Source organism: Corallococcus sp. AS-1-12 (assembly GCF_020036995.1).
Lineage (GTDB): Bacteria > Myxococcota > Myxococcia > Myxococcales > Myxococcaceae > Corallococcus.
In genome coordinates this window covers 151,580-168,082 of record NZ_JAIQDD010000016.1, presented here as the reverse complement: position 1 = coordinate 168,082, position 16,503 = coordinate 151,580, and the positions used below count along the sequence as shown (strand labels likewise).

Sequence of the window (16,503 nt, the reverse complement as noted above, 5' to 3'; positions counted from 1 at the left end):
CTACTCGAACTTGACCGTCACCACGTTGAGGTCGATGGGACGCACCTCGATGCGGCGGCTGACGGTGCGCTTCAGTTCGGGGTTGGTGAACTTGCAGTCATAGGTGCCCACCCGCAGCTCCACCGGCTGGAACGGGGTCTCCCCCAGCTTGCGGCCGTTGCACGACACCTCCGCCCAGGGCGTCACCACGAAGCTCACCGGCGCGGCCCGCTCCAGCGCGCGCGCGGCGTCACGCACCTCGGCCGCGGGCAACACCGTGGCCACCGGGGTGACGGCGGCCTTCGCCACGGGCGCGGGAGCCTGGGCGCCAGGGGACTCCTGGGCCTGCTTCACTTCGGGGACCACGGCGTCCTGTTCACGGGGACCGGCCACGCCGGAAGGTCCCACGCCGGGCTCCGGGGTCGTTGGAGCCGGAGGCGCGGGCGCGGGCGCGGGCGGCTCCGTGCCGGGCTTTCCGGGCGACGCCATCGGCATGAGCTTCAGCGGCCCCACGTCCAGCCGGCCGGACGGAGGGATGACGATCTGCGTGCGCAGCTCGCGGTAGCCTTCCTTGATCAGCACGACCCAGTAGCGGCCGGGCTTCACCGCCGGCAGCGTCAGCGGCGTGCGCTCCGGGAGCACCCGGTCCTCGAACACGACGCGCGCGCCGGCGGGGTCGGACGACACGTGCACGCCGCTGGCGCCCGGGCCCAGGCTCCACACGAGGCCCACGCCCACCAGGATCGCGACCAGCACGATGGCGCCGTACAGGAGCCCCCGGCGCTTCGGTGACTCCACGGCGGACTGCTCGGTGAGCGTGCCGGTGCGGGCCGGCGGCGCCCACGCGTTGGGCATGGGCGCGCGGGACGCGGAGCGCGGCGCGGTGGACGCGGTCATCTCCTCGATGGTCGCGTGGGGCGCGGGCAGCCGGTGGCCGCGGTGTTCGCCGGACGGCGCCGGAGTGCCCGTGCGGGGAACGGGAATCTCGGAGCGCGGCACGGCGCGCAGGTCCTGCGTGGGGCCCTCGTCCAGGTCGGCGCGGGAGACGGCGCGCATGTCCAGGGTCGAGTCGTCCTCGTCATCCTGGGTCAGCGTCGCCGTCAGGGAGCGATGATCCAGCGTGGGACCGTCCTCCTCCACCTGGAACCTGCCGGACAGCTTCCCCTGCGTGTCCACCATCGCGAGCGTGGGGCCGTCCTCCTCCACCTGGAACCCGCCGGAGAGCTTCCCCTGCGTGTCCACCATCGCGAGCGTGGGGCCGTCCTCCTCCACCTGGAACCCGCCGGACAGCTTCCGCTGCGTGTCCACCATGGCGAGCGTGGGACCGTCCTCGTCCTGAGTCACCGTCGGGAGGGAGGGCTCCTCCAGGCGCACCGGCCGGATGCTCCGAGAGGGCGGTGACTCCAGCGCCCGCCGCGAGCCCGTCATGCCCCGGGGCGCCTCGGCGCGCGGCTCGGCGTTGCGGACCTCCGAGCGAGGCTCCGGCCGCGCATCGACGGCGCGGGCATCCACTCGCGGGTCGGCGTTGCGGACCTCCGAGCGGGGCTCCACCCCCCTCGGGTCGGCGCCGCGGACCTCCGAGCGGGGCTCCGGCCGGGCGTCGACCCCGCGCGCCTCCGCGTTCCGGGCCTCCACCCGCGCCTCCGCGTTGCGCCCCTCCGGACGCGTGTCCGGACCCCGGACCTCCGAGCGCGCCCCGTCCGCCTCCGGGTCCTCACGGCGCGCCTCCACCTTCCCGCTGGGTCGGCTCGGCCGGTTCGGGCGCAGCGTGGTGGTGGGCTCGTTCTCCGTGCGCGCGGGCGCCGTCGCGGGCCGCAGCACCGAACGTTTCGGCGCGGACGGCGGAGCCACCCCCGCCTCCTCGTCCGTCACCTGCACCTCGCCGGAGCGCGCCTCCTCCGTCAGCCGGTCCGCGTACAGCTCCCGCATGAACCCGGCCAGGTCCGCGGGCGTGCCGCACGGCTGCGGCTGCGACGCGAGCCACCCCTCCAGCGCCCGCTGCAGCTCCTGCGCGTGCTGGTAGCGCGCGTCCGGCTCCTTCGCGAGCGCCTTGAGCACGATGGCGTCCAGCTCCGCCGGCACCCGGGGCGCCACCTGCGAAGGCGCCGGCACGTTGCACTCCGCCACCGCCGACAGGGTCAGCATGTCGCTGTGGCGCTTGAAGAGGCGCCCCCCGGTCAGGAGCTCATGCAGCACCACGCCCAGCGCGAACACGTCCGAGCGCCGGTCCACGCGCTGCCCGGAGGCCTGCTCCGGCGACATGTACGAGTACTTGCCCTTGAGCACCCCGGAGCGCGTCACGGTGGCCTGATCCGCCGCCTTCGCGATGCCGAAGTCCACCACCTTCACGCCGCCGTCGAACGTCACCAGGATGTTCTGCGGGGACACGTCCCGGTGAACGATGCCCAGCGGTCGCCCCGCCGCGTCCGTCTTCTTGTGCGCGTAGTCCAGCCCCGCGCACGCCTCCAGGAGGATGCGGCACACCAGCGGCACCGGCAGCGGACGCCCCGCCGTCTCCGCGCGCTTCCAGAGCCGGCGCGCGTCCACGCCATGGATGTACTCCATGGCGATGAAGAAGGTGTCCCCCTCCGCCCCCAGGTCGTAGATCTGCACCACGTTGGGGTGCGCGAGCCGGGCCGCGATCCGCGCCTCGTCCAGGAACATCCGGACGAACTCGTCGTTCTCCGACAGGTGCGGGAGGATCCGCTTCAACACCAGCAGCTTGTCCGGAGCATCCGAACCCGGCCGGCGCGCGAGGTAGATCTGCGCCATGCCGCCCGTGGCGAGGCGCTTCAGGAGCTGGTAGCTGCCGTAGGTTTCGATGGACACGGCCGGACGCGAGGAGGCGAACCCCAAGCGTAAGCGGCCGGGCCAGGGGAATCAAACATCGAATCCCCCTGGGCTTTTTCCCGGCTCCACCGGGCGTGCGCCCTAGCGCCGGGCGGCCCGGACCTCGCGGGTCTCCCGCATCAGGGCCTCCAGTTCGTCCAGGTGCCGCTTGAGCACCGGCATCAGCACCGGCGCCACGTCCACCCGGTCGAACAGGTCCAGCACCCGGTCCACCTTGCGCTCGATCTCCTGCGCCCTCACCGGGCTGATGCGCTTGAGGAGCAGGTCCGCCCCCGCCTCCATCAGCACCCGCGCCACCGCGTTGCGGTCCGCGAGCGCCTCCTGCTTGCGCTGCCCCCCGCCACGGATGACCCGCAGCCCCGGCGCACCGGCGCGCGGAGGGGACTTCAAGGGCTCATCAGGGGTCCAGGTACTCACAGCGCCTCCAGGGCAACAGCGTGCAGACGCTCCGCAGGGTACACACCGAGGGAGCGCCTCCAATTTTCTGGTCATCCGCACAGGCAGATGCAGTGCTGTAGCACCGGGGTCTGACACCCCCGTTCGAGGCCGGATGACCGGCCCGTCACGGGGTCCACAACCACGGGTCGCCCACCGTTCAGTCGTTGGCGCAGGCGCGGCGGTAGGTGATGGCCACCTTGGAGCCCGGCGGCGGCACCGCGCTGAACACCACGCTGTTGGACGCGGCGTCGTAGGTCCAGCCGCTGGTGGTGGGAGTGCCGTTGACGCTCACCACCACCGTGCCCGCGTCGGGCTCCTCGCTCAGCGGGAAGCGGTCCTGCGCGCTGAACGCCTTGTTGGCCACCTGGCGCAGCAGCGGCGCGTAGTCCGCCGCGCAGACGTTGAGCACCTCGCCGCCCGTCTGCGCCGCCGCGTCCGCGTACCGGGTGCCGGTGCCGCCCGCCGTGGCGCACGACGTCTTGGTGGGCGCGATGGCGAAGAACGTGGCCCGCTGCGGCTGGTTCTCTCCCTTGCGCTGCTGCGCCCACTGCACGTACGTGGAGACCGCGTCCGGCGAGTGGTCGTCCTCGTCGCCCACGAACACCACCACCAGCGCCGCGGAGTCGCGCAGGAAGCCCGCGTTGCCGTCGTTGGGCAGCGCCGTGCGCGGATCATCCACGTTGTTCACCAGGGGGGACGTGAGCGCGCGGCGCATCGCCTCGAAGCCCTGCTCCACCTGGGCGCACTGGCCCACCTGCACGTTCTGCTGGAGCACCTGCGTCACGTCGGGCGTGCCCAGCGTGAGGATGCGCTGGCGGCTGTTGTCCGCCGGGAAGAAGCGGCCGGCCTCGCCACCCAGCGCGCCGCCCGGGCACGCGCCGGACACCGCGGAGATGCCCGTCGTCGTCACCGCCATGTTCACGTCCACCGCCTTGTTGCGCGCGGCGTCCACGAACGAGGGGATGGCGGACACGAGCTTCGGGTGCTCCTCCACCATGGACGCCGTGTTGTCCACGACGAAGAGCACGTCCACCTTGCTCACGTCCTGCTGCACGAAGGTGTCCGTCTTGTCCGTCTTCTTCGACGACTCACCGATGAGCGGCACCATCAGCGGGATGGGCAGGTCGCTGGAGTCCACGTAGAGCGGCGACAGGTTCATGCCCGTCACCTGCGCCAGGTAGTCCACGCCCACCGTGAAGGACTCGCCCGGCTGGAGCTGGAACGCGGGCGGCGCCGGGTGGTCCAACAGCTCGAACTCCGCGTCCGTCGTGCCCGGCCCGATGAAGACGTTGGAGATGGTGACGGGCGTGGTGCACGCGTTGAGGTAGTTCACCTCGCGCGGCGCCGGGCGGCAGTCCTTGCGGCCCAGGCCGAAGTCCAGGTACCAGGGCGACGCCACCAGGCACGTCTCCTGCGAGTTCGCCAGCAGCGGCACCTGCCGCACCGGCGTCACCGGGTTGTACTGCTCCACCTGCAGCTCCCCCGCGAAGCTGCCGCCGGTGAAGGGCGCCTGGAAGGCCACCTGGAAGCTGAACCAGTCCCCCGGGTAGATGATGCCGCCGAAGAGCTCGCCGCCCGGCATCTTGAACACGCCGCCGCCGTCATTCGCGATGCGGATGTTCTTCACCGGGCACAGGTCCGCGCCCTTGTTCTCCAGCTTCACACCCAGCACCGCGCCGCGGCCCGGCGGGAGGGTGCCGAAGTCCACCAGCTCCGGGGTGACGGTCAAATCACACGGCGCGTGCGCCTTCGCGTTGCCGAAGAAGTCCAGTTGCACGGTGGCCGCGGAGAACGCGCTCGTGGTCATCACCAGCGCGCCGGACGCGCTGCCCTCGCGCATGGGCTCGTAGAAGACCTCCAGGTTCAGCTCGCCGTTGGCCGGCAGGGTGAACGGCAGCGTCACCGGCTTGTGGTTGAACTGGAGCTGGGCGCCCGTCGCGTCCGGCGTCCAGTCCAGCGTGTTGATGGTCAGCGGCCCCGCGTTGTCCGTGCCGCAGTTCTTCACGTTCACCACCACGCGCACCTTGGAGCCCAGCGGCTGCTCGCCGAAGTCGTGCATCATCGGCGACACGCACAGCTCGGACGCGCCGCCGAAGCCGCGCAGCGGCACGGGCAGCGTGGGGTGGCGCTTGCTCACCACGGTGTAGACGGCGCGGTCCGTGGCCGGGCCCATGTGGCCGGGGCTGTAGCGGATTTCAAAGGCGCGCACCTCGCCCGGCTGGAGCACCAGCGGCAGGCCCGTGTTGTTCTGGCTGAAGGACGCGTCCGTGCCGTCCAGCATCAGCGACGTCACCGTCACCGGCTCCGTGCTGATGTTGCGCAGGCTGGAGGCCTTGATGGCGTCGCGGTCCACCGGCACCGCGCCGAAGTCCACCACCTCCGGCTCCGCCACCACCGCGCGCTCCAGCGACTCCGCCGTCACCGTCACCGGCACGTCCGCGCACCCGTGGCAGGGCGAGATGGCCAGGGCGATCTGCTTCCTGCCCACCCGCACCGGGTTGAAGGTGAGGGGCAGCTCCACGCGCTCGCCCGGGTTCACCGTCACCGGCGCCGCGACGAACTCGTCCTTGTCCGCGCCCACCAGCTTGGGCGTCACCATCACCGGCAGCTCGGTGGGGTTGTCCAGCGTCACGCCCAGCGTCTTGGTGGAGTCCGCCTCGATGCGGCCGAAGTCCAGCGCGCGCGGCGTCACCCGCGCCCACGCGTCCACGCCGGCGCCGTTGAGCGGGATGCGCATCAGCGGCTCGATGCGCGTGTCCGAGCGCACCACCAGCACCGCGGGCAGGCCGCCCTGCGCCAGCGGCGCGAAGCGCACCTTCAGCGTGCACTCGCTGCCCGGCACCAGGCTGTGGGGCCCCTCGTGGGTGAACTCCGCCTTGTAGGCGCCCTCCGGCCCCTCCACCCAGGCCTCGTCCACCGTGATGCGCGCGCGGCCCACGTTGCGCAGCGTCACCGTGGACTCGCGAGCGTCGAAGACCGCCACCCGCGCGAAGTCGACGCCGCCCGGCGTCGCCGTCAGCCGGCCGTCCGCGAGCGATGAACGCTCCCGGTCCGCGCAGCCCGACAGCAGTCCCACCACCACCAACCCCAGCAGGCCCCAGCGCCCCGTCATGGCACCCACCCGTCCCTCCCGCCTCGCCCAAAAGCCTTGAAGCCGCGCCAGCGACCCCACCGTCCGGGTGGGGTCCTCGCGGATCAGGTGGCGAAGCTAGGCACCCACCCCGGGACTGCCAACCGCCTCACCGTGGGAAAAACAGGGGAACTGCCCTCCAGAACGTCCACTGGATGGCACCCCCATGCCCACCCCGGCGGAAGACTTCAGAATTTCGGAATCCGCAACGTCTTGCTGATCATCGCGCTGCCGCTGGCCACGTAGAGCAGCGCCAGCGGGTGCAACTGGAGCGGTCCCAGGTTCCACACCCCGCCCCACAGCGCGTCGCCAATGCGGCCCTGCCAGGTGGCCGCCGCCAGCACCATCACCAGCAGCAGGCTGGTGGGGATGGGGGTGCCCTCGAAGTACTTCACCTTGCCGGTGCCGTCGGACAGCTCCGCGGACGTGACGTTGAAGCGCGCCAGGCGGCTGATGCCGCACGCGACGAAGTAGAGCAGCGCCGCCACGTCCAGGTTGCCGCGCAGCCCCACCGCGAACGCCAGCGCCGCGGGCGCCATGCCAAAGGAGATGACGTCCGCCAGCGAGTCCAGGTCCGCGCCCAGCGGCGACTTGCGGAAGCGCCACCGCGCGATGCGCCCGTCCGCCACGTCCATCACCAGCGCCACCGGCATCAGGCAGAACGCCACCCACAGCCAGCGGGGGTTGCCCGTGGCCAGCGACTGCATGGCCGCCAGGATGGCCCCGGCGCCGGAGAAGCCGTTGCCGAGCGTGACGAAGTCCGCCAGCACGAAGGTGCGAATCATGGAGAAGTGGCGGCGCGGGCGGCGGGCCGCGGGCGGCGACGAGGGCTCGGACGTCATGGCCCCCGTGTAACACACACCGTCTTTCCGGCTTTCCCAAACCCACGACGCAATGCATCCGCGCGTTTCATCTCCGGGGAAAAGTCAAATCCCAGAAACATTGACCGGCGAATCTCCACCTTCCTAGTCTCCGGGCCGCCATGCCCGAGCACACCCCCGATACTCTTCCTCCTCGCGGAGGGTTCCGTTCTGTCCGGACCCGCCGTCTTTCTTTCTCCCTCATCGCTTCCCTGGCGCTCGCCGCGTTCAGCACCGGCTGTGACGACGAAAAGGAGCCGGTCGACCCGACTCCGACGCCGACCACGCCGAAGTACACGGCGAAGATCAAGCGCACCTCCTACGGCATCCCGCACATCACCGCGGACAACTACGGCAGCCTGGGCTTCGGCCAGGGCTATGCCTTCGCGCAGGACCACGTCTGTACGCTGGCGGACCAGATCCTCAAGGTGCGCGGCGAGCGCGCGCGCTACCTGGGCCAGGGCGCGGGCAACAAGTTCGTGGGCAGCGACCTGGCGTACCTGGCCATGGACCTGATGGGGCGCGCGGAGGCGGCCTTCCCCACCCTGTCCCAGGAGATGCAGGACATGGTCACCGGCTACGCGGCCGGCTACAACAAGTACCTGGAGGACGTGCCCGCGGACGCGCGCCCCGCCGAGTGCGCCAACGCGGCCTGGGTCAAGCCCATCACCCCGGTGGACCTGCTGGCGTACAACACGGACCTGACGCTGCTTGCGGGCATCAACGCGCTGGCGCTCACCATCCCGTCCGCCACGCCCCCCGCCGTGAGCGCGCAGACGGTGGACCCGAAGCAGGCCGCGCTGCGCCCGCAGGCGCCGTCGCTGCAGGAGCTGCAGCGGCTGAAGCTGGCGGACTTCGGCAGCAACGGCTGGGCCCTTGGCGGTGAGCGCACCGACAACGGCAAGGGCATGGTGATGGCCAACCCGCACTTCCCCTGGGAGGGCGAGCTGCGCCTGTGGGAGAGCCAGCTCACCGTGCCGGGCCAGATGAACGTCTACGGCGTGGGCCTGATGGGCGTGCCGGCGGTGCTCATCGGCTTCAATGACAACCTGGCCTGGACGCACACGTTCTCCGCCGGCCAGCGCGCGACCATCTACCAGTTGCAGCTCGTGCCGGGGAAGCCGACCGTCTACAAGTACGGCAACGAAGAGCGCCAGATGACCTCCAAGACCTTCACCATCCTGGTGAAGCTGGCGGAGGGCTCGCTGACGAACTACTCGCAGACCGTGTGGTTCAGCCACTACGGCCCGATGATCGCCTTCCCGGACTCGGCCGCCCCGGCGGGCTTCCCCCCGGGCGCGCTGGGCTGGAACAGCCAGACGGCGCTCACGCTGCGTGACGCGAACATCGACAACACCAAGTTCCTGGACCAGTTCCACGGCATGAACAAGGCCAAGACGCTCACCGAGTTCAAGAGCGTCTACGCCACCGAGCAGGGCCTGCCCTGGGTGAACACCATGTTCGCCGACAAGGACGGCAACGCCTGGTACACGGACGCCACGCCCACGCCCAACCTCACGAAGGACGCGTACACGAAGTGGGCCACCGAGGCGAACACGCCCGCCCTCAACGTCACCTACGGCATCTTCCAGGCCCTGGGCTTCGTGGTGCTCAACGGCAGCGATCCGGCCAATGAGTGGCAGGTGGAGCCGGGCTCGCGCAGCCCCGGCCTGGTGCCCTTCGCGAAGGTGCCGCAGTTGGACCGCAAGGACTTCGTCTTCAACGCGAACGACAGCTACTGGCTGGCCAACCCGGCCGCGCCGCTCACCGGCTTCTCCCCGCTGCACGGCTTCGAGAGCGTCCCCCAGTCGCCGCGCACGCGCATGAACGCCAAGGTCCTCACGGAGGTCTCCGCCACCGGCGCCTCCGGCGCGGACGGCAAGTTCAGCTTCGACGAGCTGAAGACGGCGGTGTTCAGCAACCGCAGCTCCATGGAGGAGCTGCTGCGCGCGGCCGTCGTGGAGCGCTGCACGGGCAAGACGACGGCGACCTACAACGGCACCGCCGTGGACATCAGCCAGGCCTGCGCGCTGCTGGCCGGCTGGAACGGCCGCTACGACCTGGACCAGAAGGGCGCGTTCATCTTCCGCGAGTTCCTGGGCGCGTACACCGGCGCGCAGTTGGTCAACAAGGGGCCGCTGTTCAACGTGCCCTTCGACCCGGCCAACCCCATCGCCACGCCCAACACCCTGACGCCCGCGCCCGCCACGGGTGACGACCCGGTGCTGGTGAAGCTGGCGCAGGCCGTCTTCACCATCAACCGCTCCGGCAACGCGCTGGACAAGACGCTGGGCCAGGTGCAGTTCACCACCCGCTCCGGCAGCCCCATCCCGCTGCACGGCGGCATGCACCGCGAGGGCGTCACCAACGTGATGTCCTTCGGCGCCGCCCGCACCACGGTGTTCGACTTCGCCCAGCCCCACTCCGCCACGTACAACAGCGCCACCCTGCTGGCCAAGGAGGGCTACCCCATCAACAACGGCAGCTCCTTCATCATGGCGCTCCAGTTCACCGACGCGGGCCCCAACGCCAACGCCGTGCTGACCTACAGCCAGTCCGGCGACCCCAAGTCCCCGAACTACGCGGACCAGACGGTGCTGTACTCCCAGAAGCAGTGGCGCCCCATCCTGTTCACGGACGCGCAGATCAACGGCGACGCGAACCTGGTGGAGACCACCGTCTCCGGCGGGTAGCCGCTCCCGTCTGACGGCCTGAAGCCTCTTGAAGGCCCCGGGAGCCACCGCGCTCCCGGGGCCTTCTTGTTTTCATGGGGAGTCGCCGTTGAAACTTGTCACATGGAACGGAATAGACAGACAGGGTGGGCGGCCCTGGCGTCTGGGTTCAACATCCGTTAGCGGACACCCCAGGGGGCCTCCGAGGCAATCACACAGTTCGTGACGCCGTCAGGATTGCGAGGATGTGTCGTCCCGGCAATGTCAGCCTCCAGGGCTAGTTTCTTGACCGTGGCTGAAGCGCAGGATGTCCCCCAGGCCCAGGGAGAAAGCCCGGACGGGTACCGACCGGGACGGCCGCTGGGCCCGACACGAAGGAGTCGCGAACGCCATGGCACTTCCGGTCTACAAGACAGACGTCATCGACAAGGTGTTCTTCCTGCGCTGGGACGCTCCACCGACGCCGGAAGAGATTCAGGCCGTGTTCCAGAAGATGCAGGCCGCCTACCAGCAGCACCAGCAGCAGCCGCTGGTGCTGGTGACGATCGCGGGAGCGAAGTCCGCGGTCCCCAACAGCGAGCAGCGGCGGCACCTGTCCAACATGCTGTCGGACGCGCGGTCGCTGTTCTCCGAGATCCACGTCATCATCGAAGGCAACGAGCTGCAGCACAACCTCCAGCGCGTCATCGTGTCGGGGATGCTCATCGTCACGCGGACGTATGACGATCAGTTCATCCGCGTGCACAAGAACGCGGACGGCGCGGCGGGCTTCATCGCCCGGCGGCTGGGGGTGGACGGCTCGCAGGTGGTGAACGAAGCGCGGTCGCGCGGCGTGGTGATGTAGTCCCCGGGGGGATTCGGGGGCCCTTTTCGAGGGCCCCCGGCCCCGGAAGCGAGAGAAGCCTGCCCGGCGGGCGGCCTTCAGCCCCTCGCGCCCTGCCCCACCGGATGGGCCGGACGGGCGGCGCCGACGGAGCCGCGCACGTAGCGGTGGTCGAAGAGGTCCACGTAGAGGTACTCGGGCCAGGACACCATCGCGCGAGCCCCCAGCATCACCCCTCGCATGATTTCACTCACCATCAGCCCCGCGGCGGTGGTGGCGCCAATCACGCACGTGGGCGCGTGGCCCTTTCCCTGGTAGCAGGCATCCATGTACTCCTGGAGCATGTAGCTGCCCAGGTGCGGGATGATCTTCGGCAGGTCGATGCGGCCGTCCGGGAGGATGAAGAGCTCCTCGTAGAGCGGCGCGTCCGGCTGGAAGACGTGGAGCGCGGCGCCGAAGCCCAGCATCAGCCCGGTCATGATGGGGGTGCCCATCCGCCGGCACGTCTGGTGGAGCGACTCCTTGGCGCGGGCCCCCGCGATGTCGATGACCTCCACCACGTAGTCCACCGGGGGCAGGCCGCCCAGGCCCTTGAGCACGTCCGCCACGTTGTCGTCGGTGATGCCCTCCTTCACCTTCTGCACGCGCAGGTCCGGGTGGATGTCCCGGCACATGCGCTCCACCACGTCCACCTTGTGCTGGCCCAGGGTGCTCTCGAAGCAGCCGATCTGCCGGTTGATGTTGTGGCGCTCGTAGACGTCGAAGTCCGCGAGCGTCAGGCAGCCGAAGCCCAGGCGCGCCAGGTCCACCGCGCACTGGCCTCCGGCGCCGCCCACGCCGGCGACGAGCACGTGGGTGCTGGCGAGCTTGTCCATGGTCTGCGGGTGGAGGACGCCCAGGTTGCGCTGGAAACGGGGGTTCACGTTCGTCATGGAAGGCCTCCCTACTTGCGCATGCAGACGTAGAAGTTCTCGCCGTAGTAGTCGTCGCCGTCGGCCACCAGCGCCTCGCTGAAGCCCACCTTCTCCAGGAGCTTCACCGCCTGGTCCGTGTCCAGGAAGGTGACCATCTCGTTGGGGTCCGTGGTGAGCTTCTGGGCGCAGGTGCGGTGGTGGTTCACCGCGCGCTGGAGGCTCTCCGTCCACCGCCCCTGGGCCTCCCACTCCCGGATGGAGTTCTTCAGCACCAGCTCCAGGTCGGGCCGGGGCCGCTTGTTGCTCGTCATGCACAGGACGCCGCCGGGCTTCAGGTGCGTCCAGGCCTCGCGCAGCACGGCCTCCGGGTCCCTCACGTAGAAGAGGACGTTGTTCATCACCACCGCGTCCGCGGCGCCCTCCACCTCCAGCGGGAACTGCGTCACGTCCCCGGGCAACAGCGTCCAGCGGGCGCGCACCGCCTCCGGCTCCTTCGCGCGGCGGCGCACCGCCAGCGCCAGCATGGCCTGGTTGTTGTCGAAGCCGACCACGCGCTGCCCCCGGCGCACCAGGGGCTCGCTCACGAGCCCCGTGCCACACCCCGCGTCGATGACGTAGGCGCGCTCCCGGGTGTCGCGGAGGATCTTCTCGCGCTGCCGCTGGTAGCACGGCAGCTCGGGGATCATCTGATCGTAGCTGTGCGCGAAGTCGTTCCAGATGTTGTCGACGAAGACGGTCTCGGGCATGGGTCCTCCCCCTCCGAGGGGAGTCAGGGTGAGACCCGCTGTTGTCTCCCGTCCCACCACCCCCAAGCGATTGCCCCGCCGTCTTCCCCAACCATCCAGGACTTGCCTGTTTCAGATGTATGTGTTGGATTGAATGAACAAACACACCCTGGGGGGCCGGAGGGGGCGTCCGTTCAGTCCCCGGGCGTCCGCGCCATCCGTGGTGCGCATGTCTCAAGTTTGAAGGACTCGCCGTCCTGCGTTTCTTCACTCGGGGGATGCCGGGACAGGCGTCCGGCGGTCTTCACCGGTGAAGCTTGCCCCGCGGGGCAACACCAATGAAATCAATGACTTGGGCCCTGGCGCGGAAGGTGCTCTGGGAAGGCCTGCATCAGGAGGCGCCGGGTGTCAGAGCCTGGCGCTTGTCTGCGTGGGGGACCCTCATGCGAGTCGAGGTCGGTATGCGTAGGACGTGGAGCCTGTGGGTGATGCTGGTGTTGTTCGTGGCGCTGCGCGCGAATCCGGGGGACGCGCACGAGGCAGCGATCCAGGCGGAAGAATGGAAGCGATCGCTGGTGGCGGCGGGCCTGGTGGCCTCCCCCACGAAGCGCGAGTCGCTGGGCGGTGGGCTGGCGCACTACACCTGGAAGGTGCGGGTGGGCGGGGGGAGGTACGACGCCATCACCGTGCACCGCGTGGTGCGAGAGGCGCACCCGTGGGTCCCGGCGCGCAGCAGCCGGGCGGTGTTCATGGTGCACGGGGACCTGTGGGGCTTCATGCCCGCGTTCCTCACCAGCAGTTGCGTGACGACGATGCCGGAGAACCGCTCCCTGGCGGCGTTCCTGGCGAGCCAGGACGTGGACGTGTGGGGCCTGGACCTGCGCTGGGTGGGCGTGCCCGAGTCGGAGACGGACTTCCAGTTCATGGAGGGCTGGACCCTGCAGACGCACGTGAAGGACGTGGGCACGGGCCTGGCGCTGGCGGACGTGGTGCGGCGGCTGTCCGGCAACGGCGGCAAGGACGACCGGATGTTCCTGCTGGGCTGGAGCCGGGGCGCGACCATCGGGTACGCGTACCTGGACGGGGAGTCGCAGCGTCCGCGCGCCCTGCGCCGGGTGGACGGCTTCGTGCCCATGGACATGGTGATTCGCTACGGGCCGGACGCGGCCGAGCAGCGCCAGTGGGCGTGCCAGCGGTACGAGGCGCTCCAGGCCGCCCGCGACGAGGGCCGCACGGAGGGGGGCCTCCTGGGGCCCGCGCCGGGCATGCCGGTGAAGACCATCGGGGAGCTGGCGGACCGGGCTCCCGACGAGCCCTCTCCGCTGGCCCCGGCGGGCTTCGCGGGGCCGGTCAGGCCCACCAACCGGAAGTTCGCCGTCATCGCCGCGGGGCGGACCGGGGCGCTGCTGGCGCCGCTCCAGCCCATCACCCCGGGCTACCACCTGGCGGGCAGCGTGCCGGACACCGCCGGCCTCCCGGACACGACGGCCTTCACGGCGGAGCCCACCCTGTTCGACTACCTCCAACTGGCGGTGCCCTACCAGAGCCTCAACGAGGTGGTGGAGACGGAGAAGCAGTTGTGCGGCCTGGACGTGCCCTATGACGACCACCTGAAGGACGTGAAGGTGCCGGTGCTGTACGTGGGCGCGGCGGGCGGCGTGGGCCGCTACGGGGAGTACTCCACGCGCCTGCTGGGCAGCACGGACGTCACCCACCACATCGTGCGCAGCCGCGCCGAGGGCGAGCGCGCGCTGGACTTCGGCCACGCGGACCTGTTCCTCGCCCGGGACGCGCGCGTGCGCGTGTGGCAGCCCATCCTCCAGTGGATGCGGGCGCACTGACGGCGCGCCCCGGGACATGGGGGGCGGGGGCTACTCCGCCTTCCACAGCCCGTGGCGCCGGGCCCGGCGGCCCAGCGTCACGGGGTCCATGCCCAGGGCCACGGCGGCGCGGCGCAGGACGCCGCCGTGGCGCTCCAGGGCCTCGCGGATGAGGTCGCGCTCCACCTGCTGGAGCCGGGCCCGGAGCGAGCCGTCCCCGGTGGGGTCCGCCCGGGGCAGCGTGTTGTTGAGGAGCGCGGGCGGCAGCAGGCGCCGGGTGAGCATCTCCCCGGGCCGGGACAGGAGCACCGCCCGCTCCACCACGTTGCGCAACTCGCGCACGTTGCCCGGCCAGCCGTAGCCGTGCAGCACCTCGTCCGCGTCCGGGGCCACGCCCGTGGCGGAGCGCTTGAGGGTGCGGTTGAACTGCTCCACGAAGGTGCGCGCCAGCTCCGGGATGTCCTCCGGGCGCTCGCGCAGGGGCGGGATGTCGATGGTGAAGCTGTTGAGCCGGTAGAAGAGGTCCGCGCGGAAGCGGCCGGCGCGCACCTCCTCGCCCAGGTCCCGGTTGCTCGCGGCCACCACGCGCACGTCCACGTGGCGCACCTGGGTGCCGCCCACCGGGCGGATGTCGCCCGTCTCCAGCACGCGCAGCAGCTTCGCCTGGAGGTTGGGCGTGGTGTTCTCAATTTCGTCCAGGAAGATGGTGCCGCCGTTGGCGAGCACGAAGAGGCCCGGGTGGTCCGACACCGCGCCGGTGAAGGCCCCCTTCACGTGGCCGAACAGCTCGCTCTCCAGCAGCGTCTCCGTGAGCGCGCCGCAGTCCTGGACGACGAGCGGCAGGTCCCCCCGGCCGGAGAGCCGGTGGAGGATGCGCGCCAGCACCTCCTTGCCGGTGCCCGTCTCGCCCTGCAGGAGCACCGCCACCCGGTGGGGGGCCACCAGGCGCACCATCTCCATCACCCGCTGCATGGGCGGGCTGCGAAAGCCCACGTCCTCCCCGTGGCGCCCCACGCCCACCACCGGCGTCTGGGCCAGCGCGCGCTCGCGCAGCAGGTTGCGCTCCAGTTCCAGCGCCATGCGCCACTGCTCCGTGCGGAAGCCGTGCTCGCGCCCCGCCTGGAGCACCGCCTCGCGCATGGAGTCCGGGTCCGGCCACGCCCCCAGCGCCCGGTAGATGCGGCCGGTGTTGAAGAGCGCCACCAGCCGCTCCGGGGCCGCCGGGGCGCAGTAGACGATGCGCGAGGCCAGGTCGCTGGGCGGCCCCGCCCCCGTGGGGTCCACCTCCGCGCGCATCGCCGCCAGGGACTCCACCAGCGCGAGCGCCCGCGACTCGTCCTGGCCGCACACCAGCAGCACCGCCATGTCCCCGCGCGTGAGCAGCGCCTGCACGTCCTCCGACGTGGCGGCGAAGTGCGGCGTGGCCACGCCGTCCAGGGCCTGGCGCACCGCGCGTGACTCGTCCTCCGAGGCGAAGGCGGCCACCACCTGCAGGTGGGACGTGGCCAGGTAGCGCGCCAGCTTCACGCCGTCCGCCGCGTCGAAGGCGCCGAAGCTGATGCCCAGCGCCGCGACGGTGCCCCCGCCCCCCGCCGTGTCGTGGCGCCAGCGCACCGTGCCGTGCACCCGCACGTGGGCGCCCGTGTCCGGCAGCGAGAAGGCCATCTCCACCGGCTCGTTCTCGTGCGGGCCCTCCGAAGGCCGGCGCGGCGTGGCGATGAGCCCGATGCCCGTCTCGCTGATGTTGACGGACCAGCAGCCGTGCAACGCCGGCTGCGTCACCACCTTCACGTACAGGGGCTTGCGCTCGCTCCGGGGCACCTGCTCGGACGCGGAGCGCGACATGGGGTGCGTCACTCGACCGGCCTCATGGCCGCCGCGCGGCGGGCTTCCTGGAAAAACACGGACATTTCAGCGGGGGTTTCTGCCTGATTCTCCCGGCATCGCAAGTCGGCGGCAAAGGGGTGTCTCTCCGGCACGTCACAAGTGGACACGGGTCCAAAACACCCTGCCTGGAACACGGAGGCCGCTCCCCCCACACCGCACCACAACCCGCGGCGCGAAACAGCCGTGCTCCGGGGGTACGCATCCCACGCGACGGGCCGTATCGCTCCTGCCGGTGTGTTGAAGGATTCCAACCCGGCCGTCTGAAATTGATGTCTGTCTTTCGGTTTCGAACCTGCCCGGCGTGCAGGCGGGCTCGACGTCGCTTGTGTTCGAAATAAAACTTCGCTATTCGGATTATCACCTTGGAAACGGCAGGCTTTCGAACGCTGCCGGATGGAGCACCGC

At 70.7% G+C, this 16,503-nt stretch carries 10 protein-coding genes; 3 read left to right on the top strand and 7 right to left on the bottom strand.

Annotation, left to right across the window (positions count from 1 at the left end; all coding sequences use genetic code 11):
* The 4 genes from K8556_RS24135 to K8556_RS24120 all read right to left on the bottom strand — a co-directional run bounded on the left by K8556_RS24135 (position 1) and on the right by K8556_RS24120 (position 7,239).
* Entirely contained in the window at positions 1–2,808 is a 2,808-nt protein-coding gene (locus tag K8556_RS24135; protein ID WP_223742429.1) for a protein kinase, read from the bottom strand.
* 102 nt (positions 2,809–2,910) lie between these two features.
* Complete coding sequence (locus K8556_RS24130; RefSeq protein WP_223742428.1) at positions 2,911–3,219, bottom strand: hypothetical protein; 309 nt, start codon at positions 3,217–3,219, stop codon at positions 2,911–2,913.
* A gap of 205 nt (positions 3,220–3,424) precedes the next feature.
* A complete protein-coding gene (locus K8556_RS24125) occupies positions 3,425–6,379 on the bottom strand; it encodes a choice-of-anchor D domain-containing protein (RefSeq protein ID WP_223742427.1) in 2,955 nt (984 codons plus the stop codon).
* Positions 6,380–6,585: 206 nt separating this feature from the next.
* Complete coding sequence (locus tag K8556_RS24120; protein ID WP_223742426.1) at positions 6,586–7,239, bottom strand: phosphatidylcholine/phosphatidylserine synthase; 654 nt, start codon at positions 7,237–7,239, stop codon at positions 6,586–6,588.
* Between the two features lie 140 nt (positions 7,240–7,379).
* Between K8556_RS24120 and K8556_RS24115 the strand changes: the two genes are divergently transcribed.
* Together K8556_RS24115 and K8556_RS24110 are read left to right on the top strand one after the other, a co-directional pair.
* The gene (locus tag K8556_RS24115; RefSeq protein WP_223742425.1) at positions 7,380–9,950 is read left to right on the top strand and encodes an acylase; all 2,571 of its coding nucleotides are present in this window, start codon (positions 7,380–7,382) and stop codon (positions 9,948–9,950) included.
* A 370-nt stretch (positions 9,951–10,320) separates the two neighbouring features.
* A complete protein-coding gene (locus K8556_RS24110) occupies positions 10,321–10,773 on the top strand; it encodes a DofA protein (RefSeq protein ID WP_223742424.1) in 453 nt (150 codons plus the stop codon).
* A 77-nt stretch (positions 10,774–10,850) separates the two neighbouring features.
* Here K8556_RS24110 and K8556_RS24105 read toward each other — a convergent pair whose 3' ends face one another.
* Complete coding sequence (locus K8556_RS24105) at positions 10,851–11,684, bottom strand: ThiF family adenylyltransferase (RefSeq protein WP_223742423.1); 834 nt, start codon at positions 11,682–11,684, stop codon at positions 10,851–10,853.
* A gap of 11 nt (positions 11,685–11,695) precedes the next feature.
* Positions 11,696–12,412, bottom strand: coding sequence for a class I SAM-dependent methyltransferase (locus K8556_RS24100; RefSeq protein ID WP_223742422.1), 717 nt, complete (start codon positions 12,410–12,412; stop codon positions 11,696–11,698).
* 440 nt (positions 12,413–12,852) lie between these two features.
* Between K8556_RS24100 and K8556_RS24095 the strand changes: the two genes are divergently transcribed.
* A complete protein-coding gene (locus K8556_RS24095) occupies positions 12,853–14,232 on the top strand; it encodes a hypothetical protein (RefSeq protein ID WP_223742444.1) in 1,380 nt (459 codons plus the stop codon).
* Positions 14,233–14,262: 30 nt separating this feature from the next.
* On the opposite strand, the gene K8556_RS24090 is transcribed toward K8556_RS24095, so the two are convergent.
* Positions 14,263–16,056, bottom strand: coding sequence for a sigma 54-interacting transcriptional regulator (locus tag K8556_RS24090; RefSeq protein ID WP_223742421.1), 1,794 nt, complete (start codon positions 16,054–16,056; stop codon positions 14,263–14,265).
* Positions 16,057–16,503 lie beyond the last annotated feature (447 nt).